We start from the raw sequence: 14,582 nt of genomic DNA, 5'->3' as shown, positions 1-14,582 counted from the left end.
ACTATTTGCGGACGCCCGAATTCAAAGGCTTGTAGGGTCAATAGTATGGGGAGGGCGATAACGGCTCATGGCACATTCTTTTGATTGAGAGTGTTTGAGTCTATCAACCCTCGCGTAAGACAGTCAGGGGGCTGGCGTTCAGTGCGCGTCGAGTGCCGAATACGCCGGCACCGCCGATCAGTACCGCACCGATCAGTGGCAGCACCAATAACCACGGATGCGGGTGCCACGGCAGGTCGAAGGCGTAACGGTAAAGCACCAGGCTCACCAGTTCCGATCCCAGGGCCGCCAGCAAACCGCTGACCGCACCCAACAAGCCGAATTCGATCCGCCGGGCCTTGACCAGTAATTGTCGTTCGGCCCCCAGCGCTCTGAGCAGCGCGCCTTGACGGATGCGCTCATCGAGCGTCGCCTGCAAGCCGGAGAACAGCACCGCCATCCCCGCCGCCAACACAAACAACAGCACATACTCCACCGCCAGGGTGACCTGGGCGAGGATGCTGCGCAGCTGTTCCAGCAGGGCCTCGACTTGCAGGATAGTCACTGCCGGGAAGCTGCGCGACAAGTCGACAATCTGCTGATCGTGACCCGCTGCCAGATAGAAACTGGTCAGGTAAGTCGCAGGCAAGTCCTTCAACGTGCCGGGCTGGAAGATCATGAAGAAGTTGGGCTGGAAGTTGTCCCAGTTGATATCCCGCAGACTGGTGACCTTCGCTTCGCGATTGACCCCGCCGACACTGAACACCAGGTGATCGCCGAGCTTGAGCTTCAGGCTTTCGGCGACTTTGCCTTCCACCGACACGCCGGGAATATCGTCGGCAGGCTGTTCGCTCCACCAATTGCCTGCGGTCAGTTTGTTGCCAGCCGGCAAGTCCGCCGCCCAGGTCAGGCTCAGGTCGCGCTGGATCGCCCGGTCACCGGCCGAATCCTTGCTGACGATTTGCTGCACCGGTTCGCCATTGATGCTGATCAGGCGTCCCGGCACCACCGGGTACATCGGCGCCGATTGGGCCGAGAGCTGGATCAGGCGATCGGTGAAGGCTTGTTTGTCGGCAGGCAGAATATTCAGCGCAAAATAATTCGGCGCGTTTTTCGGCAGTTGGTTTTGCCAGGTGTCCAGCAGTTCACCGCGCAACAACGCAATCAACGTCATCGACAACAGGATCAAGCCGAAGGCAAGGGCTTGTCCGGCGGCCGCCAGCGGATGACGCAGCAACTGGCCCAGCCCCAGGCGCCAAGGCAGTGAGGCGCGCGCCAGCATCCGGCGCAGGCTTTGGAGCAGTAGCAATAACAGGCCACCGAGCAGCAGCGCGGCAATCACGCCACCTCCGAGCAGGGCGAAGGTCAGCAGCAGATCAAGGCTCAGGCGCCACATGATCAGGCCTAGGGCAGCCAGTGCCGCGCCATAGACCATCCAGGTGCTTGAAGGAATCGGCAGCATGTCTCGACGCAACACGCGCAATGGCGGTACCCGGCCAAGCGCCGCCAGTGGAGGCAGGGCGAAACCGGCTAACGCGACCAGCCCGGTGCCGATCCCGGCAATGGCCGGAAACAACCCACCCGGTGGCACGTCGGTCGGCAACAGGTCATGCAGCAACGCAAACAATCCAAGCTGGGCCAGCCAGCCGAGGAGGGCGCCGCTGATGCTGGCGAGCAGGCCGAGTACCGTCAGCTGCAAACTGAACAGCACCATGGTGTCCCGACGGGACAAACCCAGGCAACGCAGCAACGCGCTGGCATCGAATCGGCGTGTGGCGAAGCGCGTCGCCGACAGCGCCACGGCCACACCGGACAGCAGCACCGCGACCAGACTGGCCATGTTCAAATAACGCTCGGCCTTGCCCAAGGCGCCGCCGATTTGTCGGTTGCCGTCGCGGGCATCCTGAATGCGCTGGTTGGCGGCCAGTCCGGGTTTGATCAGTTGACGATACGTTTCCAGCGCCTCGGGCGTGCCGCGCCAGAGTTCGCGGTAACTGACCCGGCTTCCGGGTTGCACCACGCCGGTGGCGGCGAGGTCGCTGAGGTTGATCAGCACGCGAGGGGTCAGGCTGTAGAAATTGCCGGCGCGGTCGGGCTCGTAAGTGAGGACGCGTGTCAGTTTCAGCGTCCGCATGCCGACATCGATGCTGTCACCGATCTTCAGATTCAGCGCCGTCAGCAAACGCCCTTCGACCCAGGCTTCGCCGGGTTTTGGTCTGCCCCCGGGCTCTTCCGGGGCAAAAGGGGCCGGGGCACTTTTCAGTTCGCCACGCAGCGGATAAACGTCGTCGGCCGCCTTGATGCTGGACAGCTGAATGCCGTTGTCGGTGGCGATGACGCTGGAGAACTCCACCACTTGAGCGTGCTCGAGTCCCAGTTCCATGCCGCTTTTGATCTGTTCGGGGCGAGCGGGAGAGCTGCCCTCAAGGAGCAAGTCCGCGCCGAGGAATTCGGTGGCGCGCAACATCATGGCGCCATTCAAGCGGGCGCCAAAGTAACCGATGGCGGTGCTCGCCGCCACGGCGACCACCAGGGCGAAGAACAACACGCGCAACTCTCCGGCGCGGGCATCGCGCAGGAGTTGGCGGATGGCAAGGCTGAACAGGCGCAGTAGCGGCAGACGTGCCATCAAGGCTCCAGAGGGGCGACCAGCAGGCCGGCTTCAAGGCGAATCAGACGCCGGCAGCGATGTGCCAGGCGTTCGTCGTGGGTCACCAGCACCAGGGTCGTGCCCCGTTCCTGGTTGAGTTCGAATAACAAATCGCTGATGCGCTCGCCGGTGTGGCTGTCGAGGTTGCCGGTGGGCTCATCGGCGAACAGCACATCGGGTTCGGCAGCAAACGCTCGGGCAATCGCCACACGTTGCTGTTCGCCGCCGGAGAGCTGGCGCGGTGAATGGGTCAGGCGTTGCCCCAGGCCGACTCGCTGCAGCAGTTCGGTGGCGCGCTCACGGGCATCTTTGCGGCCGTCGAGTTCGAGCGGCAGCATGACGTTTTCCAACGCGTTGAGACTGTCCAGCAACTGAAACGACTGAAACACAAAACCCACGTGCTCGGCGCGAATGCGTGCGCGCTGGTCTTCATCGAGATTGCTCAGGCCTTGGCCGGCGAGGGTGACTTCGCCACTGCTCGGCAGGTCGAGGCCGGCGAGCAGGCCGAGCAGGGTAGATTTGCCGGAACCGGAGGCGCCAACGATGGCCAGGCTGTCGCCCTTGTTCAGTTCCAGACTGAGTTCGTGCAGGATAGTCAGTTCACCTTCCGCGCTGGGAACCACTTTGCTGAGGTTCTTCGCGGTGAGAATGCTTGCGCCCATGGAGAATCCGATGCGTGTGTGGTTTTTGAGTGCTGGCCTGGCCTTGATGTGCATGGCCCAGAACGCAGCGGCGGGTACTGTCCTGATCGTTGGCGATAGTATCAGCGCCGGTTTCGGACTGGATACCCGCTTGGGGTGGGTCTCGTTGCTCGAGCAACGGCTCAAGCGCGAAGGTTTTGACGACAAAGTGGTCAATGCCTCCATCAGCGGCGACACCAGTGCCGGAGGCCAGGCGCGCCTGCCTGCGCTGCTTGCAGAGCATAAACCGGAGCTGGTAATCCTTGAGTTGGGGGGCAACGACGGACTGCGCGGAATGCCTCCGGCTAATTTGCAACAAAACCTTGCATCAATGATCGACAGCTCCAAAGCGAGCGGTGCGAAGGTGTTGCTGCTGGGCATGCAGTTGCCACCCAACTATGGCAAGCGTTACACCGAGGCATTTGCCGAGGTCTACGGCAAATTGGCCGAGGAAAAAAAGATCCCGCTGGTGCCCTTTTTTCTCGACGGTGTGGGCGGCCATCCAGACCTGATGCAGGCCGACGGATTGCACCCGGCTGCCGGGGCTCAGGACAAGTTGCTGGAAAATGTCTGGCCGACACTGAAACCGCTGCTTTGACGCTTTTCTAGCGGCGGTGTTTCGGCTAAGGTGGCGCCCCCGATTTGGAGCCCCCGATGCCGCGTCCCGCCTGGTCCCTTTTTGCCTACCAACTGATCGAGCCTGACGAACAGCTGGATCTGTTCGCCTGCCAGGAAGTGCGGGTACATCTGGTGACCCGTCAGCTGGAGCTGGGCGGCTCGGCCGATCGAACCTTGTGCGGCAGCCTGCTGCCCGCGCAACCGCGCTGGTCGAGTGTTGACCGGCGCGTGTTCCAGGACCAGCGCCTGTGCTCGCTGTGCCGGGCCATCCTGGAATCGCAAAAACGCGGCACCTCGCCGATCTGGCCAGAGCTGCGGTTCGAGCTGTAAAGCAACAAAGATAGCGTGCTATCGGCCAACTCCCCGAAGTTCCGGATGCCGGTGTACAATCCCGTTTTTATACCCTTGTCGATCATGCGAAGGACTTTCCGGATGTTGCCGCGTTTTCCTGCCGTCACCCGCTGCCTGTCTCTTGCCGCCCTTTGTGTGGCGGGTCCCGTAGCCGCATTGGAGCTGCCCCTGCCACCACCTGGTGAAGACATCATCGGTCAGGTGCAGGTCATCAAGGCCAAGTACGAAGATACCTTCGCCGACCTTGGCACCACCTACGATCTGGGTTATCTGGAAATGGTCGCGGCCAACCCGGGCGTCGATCCGTGGTTGCCGGGCGCTGGCACTGAAGTCATCCTGCCAACGCGCTTCATCCTGCCGCCGGGCCCGCGTGAAGGCATCGTCATCAACCTGGCTGAATACCGTCTCTACTACTACCCGAAAGGCCGGAACGTGGTGTACACCTTCCCGCTGGGTATCGGTCGTGAGGGCTGGGGCTCGCCGATCGCCCACACCACCATCACCGCGAAAACGCCGAACCCGACATGGACCCCTCCAGCGTCGATCAAGGCCGAGCACGCCGCCGACGGTGACCCGTTGCCGAATGTGGTGCCGGCCGGCCCGGACAACCCGCTGGGGCCGTTCAAGTTCAGCCTGGGCACTCCGGGCTACCTGATTCACGGCTCGAACAAAAAGTTCGGCATCGGCATGCGCACCAGCCACGGCTGCTTCCGTATGTTCAACAACAACGTGCTTGAAATGGCGAGCATGGTGCCGGTCGGTACGTCGGTGCGGATCATCAATGACCCGTACAAGTTCGGCGTCAGCGGTGGCAAGGTTTACCTGGAAGCGCACACGCCGCTGGACGACAAGGGCAACCCGTCGGTGGTCGACAAGCACACCGCCGTGATCAACGCGATGCTCAAGCGCGAAGACATCACCAACAACCTGCGCATGAACTGGGACGTGGTGCGTGATGTGGTTGCCGCTGAAGATGGCCTGCCGGTGGAAATCGCCGTGCCGAACACTTCCGCACCGCTGGTGACGAGCGCGCCGCTCGACCCGCTGCAGTAAGGCTTGTACAGAACCCGCCGATGCAGGCTGCATCGGCGGGTTTTTTATGGCCGGTGCAAAACCACAGGCAATAAAAAAGCCGACCCAAAAATGGGTCGGCTTGATAACAATCCCGAAGGACTATTACTTGCGGCTAGCTTTGTCCAGCATGCGCAGAGCACGCTCGTTAGCTTCGTCAGCAGTCTGTTGTGCTTTTTGAGCAGCAGCCAGAGCTTCATCAGCTTTACGGTAGGCTTCGTCTGCACGAGCCTGGGAGCGAGCTGCTGCGTCTTCAGTAGCGGTCAGACGTGCTTCGGTTTCTTTCGATACGCTGCTGCAACCGGTAGCCAGAACTGCGGCCAGAGCCAGAGCAGAGAATTTCAGAACGTTGTTCATCGTGTTCCCCTTCAAGGACTTTCAATTAAGTAGCTGTCTCCTCAGAGTGAGGAAATGGCCGGCGTACATACTACCCATTACTTCTAGTAAGTAAACTGACGTGTAGCAAGAAGCATAAAAAATTGTAGGCGTTGATTCTTTTTCGAGCAACTTTTAACTGCATTGTTTAAAAAATATCCAGCCAGGAAGCCCGATCCTGAGCGAGCCGCCGAGAAAAAGTTTCCAGCACTCGTCGCTGTTTTTCTCAATCTTGGCTAAAGTCTGTCTACATGGATTCGTCCATACTTGTGCGCGGATTTTGTGCAGTGGCTCTCATAATCTTTATCCATCTTGGTGGTGACTTTAAGAGGGCGGGTTCGTCTTAAGTCTCAACATCCGGCAATGTTCAGGCTATCGACCCGGGATACCTTTGGTCGAGCCTTCTCTGCGTGACCCGGAGCAGCACCCGTTAACCTGAGCGCGATGACGAGCGTACCTTGAGCATTTCTGCCAATGGTGCCTACTATTTGATACGTGCTCGGTTGCGCGAGATTGGTGCAGCTCTTCTCAGTGTCCATTCAGGCACGAGGTGGCGTAGATGTTCCTTCGCCGGAAAAACATCGGTAAGGTAGGGGTCAGAATTCAAGACCCGCGAGGAGTAGTGATGAGCGAGGCGTTGTCCATCCACCATGACCAGGCTGGTCATCAGTTCGAGACCAATGTGGACGGTCATCGTGCCTACCTGACCTATATGGATCTGGGGAAACAGACCCTGGATATCTATCGTACGTTCGTGCCAAACGCACTGCGGGGCCGTGGCATTGCCGCGGCGTTGACCGAGCAGGCGCTGCAGTACGCTGAGGAAATGGGCTACACCGTCATTCCGTCGTGCTCTTACGTCGAGCGCTACATGGAACGTCATCAGCGCCATGCCGCCAAACTGAGTCAGTGATTTTCAGTAAAACGAACGCATAAAAAAACGCCGGGTAAAGCCCGGCGTTTTTGTGTGCGGCGAAAGGCGATCAGGTGCGATCGCGTTTGGGCAGCACATCCTTGAGCTTGGCGTGCATGCTGCGCAAGGTGGTTTCAGTGGCGGACCAATCGATGCAGGCATCGGTGATCGACACGCCGTATTGCAAGTCGGCGAGGTCTTTGGGAATGGCTTGGCAGCCCCAGTTCAGATGGCTTTCGACCATCAGGCCGATGATCGACTTGTTGCCTTCGAGGATCTGGTTGGCAACGTTTTCCATCACCAGCGGTTGCAGGGCCGGGTCCTTGTTGGAGTTGGCGTGGCTGCAATCGACCATGATGTTCGGTTTGATCTTCGCCTTGTTCAGCGCTTGCTCGCAGAGCGCGACGCTGACCGAATCGTAGTTCGGCTTGCCGTTGCCGCCGCGCAATACAACGTGACCATAGGCATTGCCTTTGGTGGTGACGATCGACACGCCACCTTCCTGGTTGATGCCCAGGAAGCGGTGCGGGCTCGACACTGACTGCAGAGCGTTGATCGCCACGGTCAGGCCGCCATCGGTGCCGTTCTTGAAGCCGACGGCCGAGGACAGGCCGGAAGCCATTTCACGGTGCGTCTGGGATTCGGTGGTGCGCGCGCCGATGGCCGACCAGCTGATCAGGTCCTGCAAGTACTGCGGGGAGATCGGATCGAGGGCTTCAGTCGCCGTTGGCAGGCCCATTTCGGCCAGGTCCAGCAGCAATTGGCGACCGATGTGCAGACCGTCCTGAATCTTGAACGAGTCGTCCAGGTATGGATCGTTGATCAAGCCTTTCCAGCCGACGGTGGTGCGTGGCTTCTCGAAATACACGCGCATGACCAGATACAACGTATCGGACACTTCGGCGGCAAGCGCCTTCAGACGCTCGGCGTATTCGTGGGCCGCCTTGATGTCGTGGATCGAGCAAGGCCCGATGACGACGAACAGGCGGTGGTCGGTGCCATCAAGAATGTTGCGAATGACTTCGCGGCCCTTGGTGACGGTGCGCAGGGCAGCGTCGCTCAGAGGAATATCACGCTTGAGCTGATCGGGAGTGATCAGCGTCTCGTTGGAGGCGACGTTTAGGTCGTTGATCGGTAAATCAGCCATCGTTTACTCGTCAGGTCACGGGTGCCGGCCGCCAGCGAACCCGCGCGGCGGAGCACAGCAAATTAAGCGCGTCGGGGAGCCGAACCTTAGCGCGTTAGGCGCCTGCTCGACAATGGGCAGACGCCGGTTTAGGGGGCATTCTCACGAATTGAGAGCGCCACCTAATCCAGCACAGCCTGGGCAAAGGCCCTGCGAACCGTGTCGTGAGAGAACTCGTCGGCATGCTGCTGGACCCATTCAAGGGCCAGGGCCTGGGTTTCCTGCAGGTCATTGTGCGAGTCATGCTGGCGACAGTAACGTTCGATCTGGCACACCTGCTCACCCATGCGGGCGCTGAACATCATCTGCTCGTCAACGAAGGCGATGCCCACAAGATAGCCGCGCTTTCGGCGCAAGCACCAGGCCACATAGCCCAGAAAACGCAAATCGGGATTGAGGGTCGGCATGCGAACTTCAAGCGCCGTACCGTGGCGCCACGCGCGGTGGTAATTGCAAGCCATGCCGCCCAGGCTGATAGTGTGCAGCTGTTGCCGTGAAATACACTCAGGTTTGAGTAACGTTAATTCAACAGGCACATCGTCAGGATGAGGAATAAAACGTCCCATGAGCACGGACTCCATGTGTCGGCCATCTGACATTGTTCTCCCCAGTATAGTGGTCGAATGGGATCTGACTGATTTCGACGCCGACCAACGGCTGCTGGCATCAAGCGGTGTTTCGCTGGTGATTTTCACCAGTGTCGGCTGCGCCTCCTGCCGGTTTGCACGAGAGCAATTGCCAAGACTTGATCTGGCGATCGACCGGCTGTGCTGGATCGATGCCGGGGACAATGGCGGGTTGGTCGAGCGTTATCAGGTTTTTCATTTGCCGGCGCTGTTTGTGGTGCGCGACGGCGAGTTCTTCGGGCCAGTACAGTCGCGCCTGACCGGCCTCGAGCTCAACGAGGCCGTGGGGCAGGCGCTCAATCGAATTGCAGAGGAGTTGCCATGATGGGGGCAGTTGCCAAACCGACAATCGGTATTATCGGAACCGGGGCGATCGGCGGGTTCTACGGGGTGATGCTGGCGCGTGCCGGTTTTGATGTGCACTTCCTGTTGCGCAGTGAATTCGCCGCGGTGGCCGAGCGCGGTCTGCAACTCAACAGTGCCGTGCATGGTGCGCTGACGCTGAATCCGGTCCAGGCCTACTCGTCGGCTGAAGACATGCCCGCCTGCGACTGGTTGCTGGTTGGCGCAAAAACCACCAGCAACGCGGACCTGGCGCCCGCCATCATTCAGGCTGCGGCCCCGAATGCCAAGGTCCTGCTGCTGCAAAATGGCCTGGACGTCGAAGACAGCTTGCGCGAGTTGCTCCCCGATTCGCTGCACTTGCTGGGCGGCCTGTGCCTGATCTGCGTCCATCGCGAAGCCCCGGGCGTGATCACCCATCAGGCGCTCGGCGCGGTCAACATCGGCTATCACAGTGGTCCGGCTATCGACGATCAGGCGCGCATGGCGATTGTCGAGGAGGGCGCAGGGTTGTTTCGTGCAGCCGGCATCGACTCCCAGGCCATGCCGAACCTGCACCAGGCGCGCTGGCAGAAACTGGTCTGGAATATCCCCTACAACGGTTTGTCGGTATTGCTCGGGGCGAGTACCGCGCCGTTGATGGCCGATATCGATAGCCGGGAACTGATCAAGGCACTGATGGCCGAAGTGGTGCAGGGGGCAAAGGCCTGCGGGCACGATATGCCGGCCGGTTATGCTGATTACCTGTTCATGATGACTGAAAAAATGCCCGACTATCGGCCGAGCATGCACCACGATTTTCTGCACAAGCGGCCGCTGGAACTGCAAGCGATCTACGCAAGGCCGCTGGCGGTCGCCCAAGCGGCGGGGTGCGAGTTGCCTAGAATCGAAGCTTTGTATCGCAGTTTGAGTTTTATCGATCGACGCAACAGGTGAGTCGATCAATCTGAGGGGGAAGGGCATGGCAAAGACTATCGACGACAAACTGGTGCTGGCGATTTCTTCACGGGCACTGTTCGACCTGAGTGAAAGTCACAAGGTCTATCTGTCGAGTGGCGTCGAGGCCTACCGGCAATATCAGATTGAACACGAAGACGAAATCCTCGAACCCGGCGATGCCTTCCCGCTGGTGGAAAAACTCCTGAGCCTGAACACCCGCCTCGGTCGTGCCCGGGTCGAGGTGATCCTGGTGTCGCGCAACAGCGCCGACACCGGCCTGCGGGTGTTCAACTCGATTCATCACTATGGCCTGGCGATTTCCCGCGCGGCGTTTGTCGGTGGACGCAGCCCTTATCCATACCTCAAGGCTTTTGGCTGCGACCTCTTTTTGTCGACCCATGCCGAAGATGTGCGCAGTGCTCTGGACGCCGGCTTTGCCGCCGCGACGATTTTGTCGGGCGGAGCCAGCCGCGCGGCCAGCGATGAACTGCGCATTGCCTTTGACGGTGACGCGGTGCTGTTTTCCGACGAGTCGGAACGGGTCTATCAGTCCGGCGGGCTGGAAGCGTTTCAGGCCAGCGAGCGCGAATCGGCTCGTGAACCGTTGCGGGGTGGCCCGTTCAAAGGCTTCCTCGCCGCCCTCAATCTGTTGCAGCGCGAGTTCCCCGATGACGCTTGTCCGATCCGCACCGCCCTGGTGACGGCACGGTCGGCACCGGCCCATGAACGGGTGATCCGCACCTTGCGCGAGTGGGATATTCGTCTGGACGAGTCGTTGTTTCTTGGCGGCCTGACCAAGTCGGCATTCCTCGAAGCCTTTGCCGCCGACGTGTTTTTCGACGACCAGGCGGGTCACTGCGAACTGGCCCGCGAAGTGGTTGCCACCGGTCACGTGCCCCATGGCATAAGCAATGAGCAAAAAGTTTAAGCCCACGGTTCAATGTGTTACGTCAGACGTCGTACTCGCCACGGCGCTGCTAAGCTGAATCAAATCTCCGCCATTTTGGCACGCGAGGAGGTCATATGATTCGTTCGATGCTGTATGCCACTGACCTCGGTCTGTACGCACCGTTGGTGATGCAGCATGCATTGGCACTGGCGCAAACCTTCAATGCCGACCTGTATGTGGTGCATGCGGTTGAGCCGATGGGGTTGTTTGCCGAATCAGTACTTCAGAGTTACCTCGATGAGCAGGCCTTGAACGAGTTTCACAGTCAGGGCCTGAACACGGTGATTGCCAATATCGAGAAGCGGGTACTCGACAGCTTTCGCGAAGAACTGGGAGATGAAGGAGAGCTGGACCTGGCGCGGATTCAAGCGGTGCGGGTGCTGCAGGGCGATCCGTCGCAGGTGATTCTCGACCAGGCGCAGAAACTCTCCGTGGATTTGTTGATCGTAGGTAGTCATAGCCATGGTGCTGGCGCGGAAACGCCTCTGGGCAGGACCGCTGCGCGGGTGTTGCAACTGTCTCGGGTGCCGGTGTACCTGGTGCCGCTGGTAGAGCGTCGTCGTAAAGGGGATCGCTAGAACACGAATAAATAGTGTCAGTCTGATAAAAAAGTTCTAGATTTATTCTTCAAACCTTTAATATAGTTATATACCGTCGCTGATGCCCGTGGCGTCTACCTGCTTTGAGGGATTCATATGAAGCTTCAACAACTGCGCTACATCTGGGAAGTGGCGCACCACGACCTCAACGTTTCCGCTACCGCCCAAAGCCTTTACACCTCGCAACCGGGCATCAGTAAACAGATCCGTCTGCTGGAAGACGAACTCGGCGTTGAGGTATTTGCCCGCAGCGGCAAGCACCTGACCCGCGTCACCCCGGCCGGCGAGCGCATCATCACCACCGCCGGCGAGATCCTGCGCAAGGTTGAAAGCATCAAGCAGATTGCCCAGGAATTCTCCAACGAGAAGAAAGGCACCCTGTCGATCGCCACCACGCACACCCAGGCGCGTTACGCGTTGCCGCCGGTGATCAGCAATTTCATCAAGCAATACCCGGACGTCGCGCTGCACATGCACCAGGGGTCGCCGATGCAGATCGCTGAAATGGCGGCTGACGGTACGGTGGATTTTGCCATCGCCACCGAAGCGCTGGAGTTGTTCGGTGACCTGGTGATGATGCCGTGCTATCGCTGGAACCGCTGCGTGGTCGTGCCTCAAGGCCATCCGCTGACCAAGCTGTCGAAGCTGACCCTCGAAGCCCTGGCCGAATACCCGATCGTGACCTACGTGTTCGGTTTCACCGGGCGTTCGAAACTCGACGAAGCGTTCAGCCACCGCGGCCTGACGCCGAAAGTGGTGTTCACCGCCGCCGACGCCGACGTGATCAAGACTTACGTGCGCCTGGGTCTGGGTGTGGGCATCGTGGCGAAAATGGCGGTCGATGCCAAACTCGACAGCGACCTGGTGATGCTCGATGCCAGCGATCTGTTCGAATCCAGCATCACTAAGATCGGTTTCCGTCGCGGCACTTTCCTGCGTGGTTTCATGTGCGACTTCATCGAGAAATTTGCACCGCACCTGACCCGCGAAGTCATGGCCAAGGCCATTCAGTGCCACAACAAGCAGGAACTGGAAGAGCTGTTCGACGGCGTCGAACTGCCGGTCCATTAATCTTCCTTTCTAGACCACCTCGGTAACAGCAAACTGTTGCCGAGCGCCTGCCACCAGAATCTCCACCTCGTCCCCTTCGAACTTGCCCAGCAGACTTTTGCCCAGCGGTGAACGAGGGGTGATGACGGTAATCATCTGCCCCACCAGATCGACCTTCAAACCCGCCGCATCGGGGGCCAGGAACAACCATTGTTCGCGACCCTTTTCGTCTTCCAGACCCAGCAGGGCGCCCACTTCGATCCCGCGTTGTTCGTCATACGGACGCAAGGTCAGGTTCTGGCAAAGTGCGAGCGACTGTCTGATTTCTTCCACCCGTTTAGCCTGTCCAGCTGCCAGATAAGAGGCTTCCAGGCCCAGGGTGTCGTATTTGTTTTCGGCGATGTTTTCTTCGTGAGTCGCAGTTTCGTACGCGGTTTGCGCGGCACGCTCGGCGATGTCGAGATCGACGCGCAGCTTGGCCAGAATCAGTTGGTGGACAGAGTGTTTATTCATGATCAGTCGCAGAATTGCAGGACGTTGGCGCGGCTTTTTTCGCTCGGCGCGGTCTGGTCCTGTTGCAGCCAGAACTGGCATTTCGGATTGGACAGATTGCGGCTGCTGCTGCGGGCCTGATCCATGCGTTGCTGCTGCTCGTTCTTGCGCAGGTTCTCTTCGTATTGTTGAAATATCGGGCTTTGCGGCGGGATGTCCGGCACCGGGCGCGCTGCTTCCGGCGGTTTTGCCAATTGCTCCACCACGGCGGCCACCGGCGCGAGTTGCTCGCTGAACAGCAGGCGCGAGGCGAGCCAGCAGGTCAGCGCGATGGCGATGAACCCCAGCCATACACCGAGGGCTATGCTACCGCTGAGTTGCAACGCGTTGAGCTGGACCGGCAACGGGCGGCGCGGGTTGGGACGGTAGGGCATGGCTGCCTCCTGGCGGGTGTTCGCGGGGGAATGGCGATTGTCGCACGAAGATTAATCGCCGTCGGCTCTTCTGCACGAGGTAATTTATGCGGACAATCGGCGCCTTTGCCAACGGGAGCCTGGAATGCCTGAAATGCCTCAAGTGAAAAACCGCTGGCGCTGGGATATTTTTTGCACCGTGGTCGACAACTTTGGCGACATCGGCGTGACCTGGCGCCTGGCCCGACAACTGGTGGCCGAGCACTCGGTCGCGGTACGTTTGTGGGTCGATGATCTGCGCGCCTTCGAACAGATCTGTCCGGAAATCGACAGAGAAGCTTCGCAGCAGTGGCAGCAGGGAGTGGAAGTGCGTCATTGGCCAACCGAAACCGACTGGCCATCCACCGAGGCGGCGGACGTAGTGATCGCCGCGTTCGCCTGCCAATTGCCAAGCGCCTATATGGATGCGATGGCTGCGCGGGAAAAGCCGCCGCTGTGGATGAACCTCGACTACCTCAGCGCCGAGGACTGGGTGATCGGCTGCCACGGTTTGCCGTCGGTGAAGTACAAGAGCGTGCAGAAGTACTTCTTCTTCCCGGGCTTTCAAAAAGGCACCGGGGGGTTGCTGCGTGAAAGCGGTCTGCTTGAACGACGTAGGCAATTTCAGCAAAACCCTCAAGCTCAGCGTGAATTCCTGCAAGGCCTGGGGATTGATCGAGCGCCAAACGCCCAACTGATCTCGCTGTTCGCCTATGAGAATACCGGGCTGGCCAGCTGGCTCGATACGATGGCCGCTGATTCGACGCCCACGCATCTGCTGGTGCCTGAAGGCCGGATCCTGGGGGATGTTGAACGCTGGCTTGGCATTGACGGGTTAGCGGCGGGCGCGATGCACGTTCGCGAAGCCTTGACCGTCCAGGTGTTGCCGTTCGTCCGGCAGGATCAATATGACCACCTGCTGTGGTGCTGCGATTTCAATGCCGTGCGCGGTGAAGATTCCTTTGTCCGCGCGCAATGGGCCGGGCGGCCGCTGCTTTGGCACATCTATCGGCAGGACGAAGACATCCACCTCGACAAGCTCGATGCCTTCCTCGCGCTGTACGTCAAGGGCCTGTCCGAGCCTGCCAGCGAGGCGATCAGCGGTCTTTGGCGAACGTGGAATGCAGGTCATGATATGTCTGACCACTGGCTAGCGACCCGTAAACACTGGCCCGAGCTACAAAAACATGCCGAGGTGTGGTGTCTGGAACAGGCCTTGCAGGCCGATCTTGCCGCAGCGCTGGTACAGTTTTATGTAAATTGGATATGATACGCGGCCTAGATTTTTGTAAATCCCATCCAAATTCGGA

The 14,582-nt window shown here is 59.6% G+C and carries 17 protein-coding genes; 10 read left to right on the top strand and 7 right to left on the bottom strand.

The window, feature by feature from the left end; genetic code table 11:
• Positions 1-103: 103 nt before the first annotated feature.
• Together K5K95_RS32735 and K5K95_RS32730 are read right to left on the bottom strand one after the other, a co-directional pair.
• The gene (locus K5K95_RS32735) at positions 104-2,608 is read right to left on the bottom strand and encodes an ABC transporter permease (protein WP_222587876.1); all 2,505 of its coding nucleotides are present in this window, start codon (positions 2,606-2,608) and stop codon (positions 104-106) included.
• The gene (locus K5K95_RS32730; protein WP_201117894.1) at positions 2,608-3,291 is read right to left on the bottom strand and encodes an ABC transporter ATP-binding protein; all 684 of its coding nucleotides are present in this window, start codon (positions 3,289-3,291) and stop codon (positions 2,608-2,610) included. The genes K5K95_RS32735 and K5K95_RS32730 overlap by 1 nt, the downstream gene beginning before the upstream one ends.
• 10 nt (positions 3,292-3,301) lie before the next feature.
• On the opposite strand from K5K95_RS32730, the gene K5K95_RS32725 reads away from it, so the two are divergent.
• From K5K95_RS32725 to K5K95_RS32715, 3 genes are all read left to right on the top strand, one after another.
• Complete coding sequence (locus K5K95_RS32725; RefSeq protein WP_222587875.1) at positions 3,302-3,907, top strand: arylesterase; 606 nt, start codon at positions 3,302-3,304, stop codon at positions 3,905-3,907.
• 56 nt (positions 3,908-3,963) lie between these two features.
• Entirely contained in the window at positions 3,964-4,257 is a 294-nt protein-coding gene (locus K5K95_RS32720) for a hypothetical protein (protein ID WP_003226812.1), read from the top strand.
• A 102-nt stretch (positions 4,258-4,359) separates the two neighbouring features.
• Positions 4,360-5,331: a L,D-transpeptidase family protein gene (locus tag K5K95_RS32715; protein ID WP_222587874.1), complete on the top strand. Its 972-nt coding sequence runs from the start codon at positions 4,360-4,362 to the stop codon at positions 5,329-5,331.
• A gap of 123 nt (positions 5,332-5,454) precedes the next feature.
• Here K5K95_RS32715 and oprI read toward each other — a convergent pair whose 3' ends face one another.
• The gene (gene oprI, locus K5K95_RS32710; protein ID WP_002553018.1) at positions 5,455-5,706 is read right to left on the bottom strand and encodes an outer membrane lipoprotei OprI; all 252 of its coding nucleotides are present in this window, start codon (positions 5,704-5,706) and stop codon (positions 5,455-5,457) included.
• Positions 5,707-6,349: 643 nt separating this feature from the next.
• Here oprI and K5K95_RS32705 point away from each other — a divergent pair.
• Complete coding sequence (locus tag K5K95_RS32705) at positions 6,350-6,637, top strand: GNAT family N-acetyltransferase (RefSeq protein ID WP_020800382.1); 288 nt, start codon at positions 6,350-6,352, stop codon at positions 6,635-6,637.
• A 70-nt stretch (positions 6,638-6,707) separates the two neighbouring features.
• Here the strand turns inward: K5K95_RS32705 and K5K95_RS32700 are convergent, their stop codons facing one another.
• Together K5K95_RS32700 and K5K95_RS32695 are read right to left on the bottom strand one after the other, a co-directional pair.
• Positions 6,708-7,784 (bottom strand): 3-deoxy-7-phosphoheptulonate synthase, encoded by a 1,077-nt coding sequence (locus tag K5K95_RS32700; RefSeq protein ID WP_090186452.1) that lies wholly within the window; start codon positions 7,782-7,784, stop codon positions 6,708-6,710.
• A 161-nt stretch (positions 7,785-7,945) separates the two neighbouring features.
• Complete coding sequence (locus tag K5K95_RS32695) at positions 7,946-8,389, bottom strand: PilZ domain-containing protein (protein WP_090186450.1); 444 nt, start codon at positions 8,387-8,389, stop codon at positions 7,946-7,948.
• Here K5K95_RS32695 and K5K95_RS32690 point away from each other — a divergent pair.
• From K5K95_RS32690 to cysB, 5 genes are all read left to right on the top strand, one after another.
• A complete protein-coding gene (locus tag K5K95_RS32690; RefSeq protein WP_222587873.1) occupies positions 8,388-8,774 on the top strand; it encodes a thioredoxin family protein in 387 nt (128 codons plus the stop codon). The genes K5K95_RS32695 and K5K95_RS32690 overlap by 2 nt on opposite strands.
• On the top strand, positions 8,771-9,727 hold the full coding sequence (locus tag K5K95_RS32685; RefSeq protein ID WP_222587872.1) for a putative 2-dehydropantoate 2-reductase: 957 nt from the start codon (positions 8,771-8,773) through the stop codon (positions 9,725-9,727). The genes K5K95_RS32690 and K5K95_RS32685 overlap by 4 nt, the downstream gene beginning before the upstream one ends.
• A 25-nt stretch (positions 9,728-9,752) precedes the next feature.
• Positions 9,753-10,658, top strand: a complete 906-nt coding sequence (locus tag K5K95_RS32680; RefSeq protein ID WP_222587871.1) for a 5'-nucleotidase — start codon at positions 9,753-9,755, stop codon at positions 10,656-10,658.
• 95 nt (positions 10,659-10,753) lie between these two features.
• The gene (locus K5K95_RS32675; protein WP_222587870.1) at positions 10,754-11,257 is read left to right on the top strand and encodes a universal stress protein; all 504 of its coding nucleotides are present in this window, start codon (positions 10,754-10,756) and stop codon (positions 11,255-11,257) included.
• Positions 11,258-11,374: 117 nt separating this feature from the next.
• Entirely contained in the window at positions 11,375-12,349 is a 975-nt protein-coding gene (gene cysB, locus K5K95_RS32670) for an HTH-type transcriptional regulator CysB (protein WP_008148549.1), read from the top strand.
• A 9-nt stretch (positions 12,350-12,358) separates the two neighbouring features.
• Here cysB and K5K95_RS32665 read toward each other — a convergent pair whose 3' ends face one another.
• On the bottom strand, positions 12,359-12,841 hold the full coding sequence (locus K5K95_RS32665; protein WP_222587869.1) for a transcription elongation factor GreAB: 483 nt from the start codon (positions 12,839-12,841) through the stop codon (positions 12,359-12,361).
• A 2-nt stretch (positions 12,842-12,843) separates the two neighbouring features.
• Positions 12,844-13,254: a hypothetical protein gene (locus K5K95_RS32660; protein WP_222587868.1), complete on the bottom strand. Its 411-nt coding sequence runs from the start codon at positions 13,252-13,254 to the stop codon at positions 12,844-12,846.
• Positions 13,255-13,378: 124 nt separating this feature from the next.
• Here K5K95_RS32660 and earP point away from each other — a divergent pair, with 124 nt between their 5' ends.
• Positions 13,379-14,542 (top strand): elongation factor P maturation arginine rhamnosyltransferase EarP, encoded by a 1,164-nt coding sequence (earP, locus tag K5K95_RS32655; protein ID WP_409999711.1) that lies wholly within the window; start codon positions 13,379-13,381, stop codon positions 14,540-14,542.
• Positions 14,543-14,582: the final 40 nt, after the last annotated feature.

It is taken from the genome of Pseudomonas sp. DR48, assembly GCF_019823085.1.
Taxonomy (GTDB): Bacteria; Pseudomonadota; Gammaproteobacteria; order Pseudomonadales; family Pseudomonadaceae; genus Aquipseudomonas.
The sequence above is the reverse complement of the archived record's forward strand: the minus strand, read 5'-3'. Positions and strand labels throughout refer to the sequence as shown.

What these genes read in the sequence shown, in the direction of transcription:
- oprI (WP_002553018.1), bottom strand. Translation starts at nt 5,706, where the DNA reads ATGAACAACGTTCTGAAATTCTCTGCTCTGGCTCTGGCCGCAGTTCTG.
- cysB (WP_008148549.1), top strand. Translation starts at nt 11,375, where the DNA reads ATGAAGCTTCAACAACTGCGCTACATCTGGGAAGTGGCGCACCACGAC.
- K5K95_RS32720 (WP_003226812.1), top strand. Translation starts at nt 3,964, where the DNA reads ATGCCGCGTCCCGCCTGGTCCCTTTTTGCCTACCAACTGATCGAGCCT.
- K5K95_RS32660 (WP_222587868.1), bottom strand. Translation starts at nt 13,254, where the DNA reads ATGCCCTACCGTCCCAACCCGCGCCGCCCGTTGCCGGTCCAGCTCAAC.
- K5K95_RS32685 (WP_222587872.1), top strand. Translation starts at nt 8,771, where the DNA reads ATGATGGGGGCAGTTGCCAAACCGACAATCGGTATTATCGGAACCGGG.
- K5K95_RS32735 (WP_222587876.1), bottom strand. Translation starts at nt 2,608, where the DNA reads ATGGCACGTCTGCCGCTACTGCGCCTGTTCAGCCTTGCCATCCGCCAA.
- K5K95_RS32725 (WP_222587875.1), top strand. Translation starts at nt 3,302, where the DNA reads ATGCGTGTGTGGTTTTTGAGTGCTGGCCTGGCCTTGATGTGCATGGCC.
- K5K95_RS32680 (WP_222587871.1), top strand. Translation starts at nt 9,753, where the DNA reads ATGGCAAAGACTATCGACGACAAACTGGTGCTGGCGATTTCTTCACGG.
- K5K95_RS32675 (WP_222587870.1), top strand. Translation starts at nt 10,754, where the DNA reads ATGATTCGTTCGATGCTGTATGCCACTGACCTCGGTCTGTACGCACCG.
- K5K95_RS32690 (WP_222587873.1), top strand. Translation starts at nt 8,388, where the DNA reads ATGAGCACGGACTCCATGTGTCGGCCATCTGACATTGTTCTCCCCAGT.
- K5K95_RS32715 (WP_222587874.1), top strand. Translation starts at nt 4,360, where the DNA reads ATGTTGCCGCGTTTTCCTGCCGTCACCCGCTGCCTGTCTCTTGCCGCC.
- K5K95_RS32730 (WP_201117894.1), bottom strand. Translation starts at nt 3,291, where the DNA reads ATGGGCGCAAGCATTCTCACCGCGAAGAACCTCAGCAAAGTGGTTCCC.
- K5K95_RS32665 (WP_222587869.1), bottom strand. Translation starts at nt 12,841, where the DNA reads ATGAATAAACACTCTGTCCACCAACTGATTCTGGCCAAGCTGCGCGTC.
- K5K95_RS32700 (WP_090186452.1), bottom strand. Translation starts at nt 7,784, where the DNA reads ATGGCTGATTTACCGATCAACGACCTAAACGTCGCCTCCAACGAGACG.
- K5K95_RS32695 (WP_090186450.1), bottom strand. Translation starts at nt 8,389, where the DNA reads ATGGGACGTTTTATTCCTCATCCTGACGATGTGCCTGTTGAATTAACG.
- earP (WP_409999711.1), top strand. Translation starts at nt 13,379, where the DNA reads ATGCCTGAAATGCCTCAAGTGAAAAACCGCTGGCGCTGGGATATTTTT.
- K5K95_RS32705 (WP_020800382.1), top strand. Translation starts at nt 6,350, where the DNA reads ATGAGCGAGGCGTTGTCCATCCACCATGACCAGGCTGGTCATCAGTTC.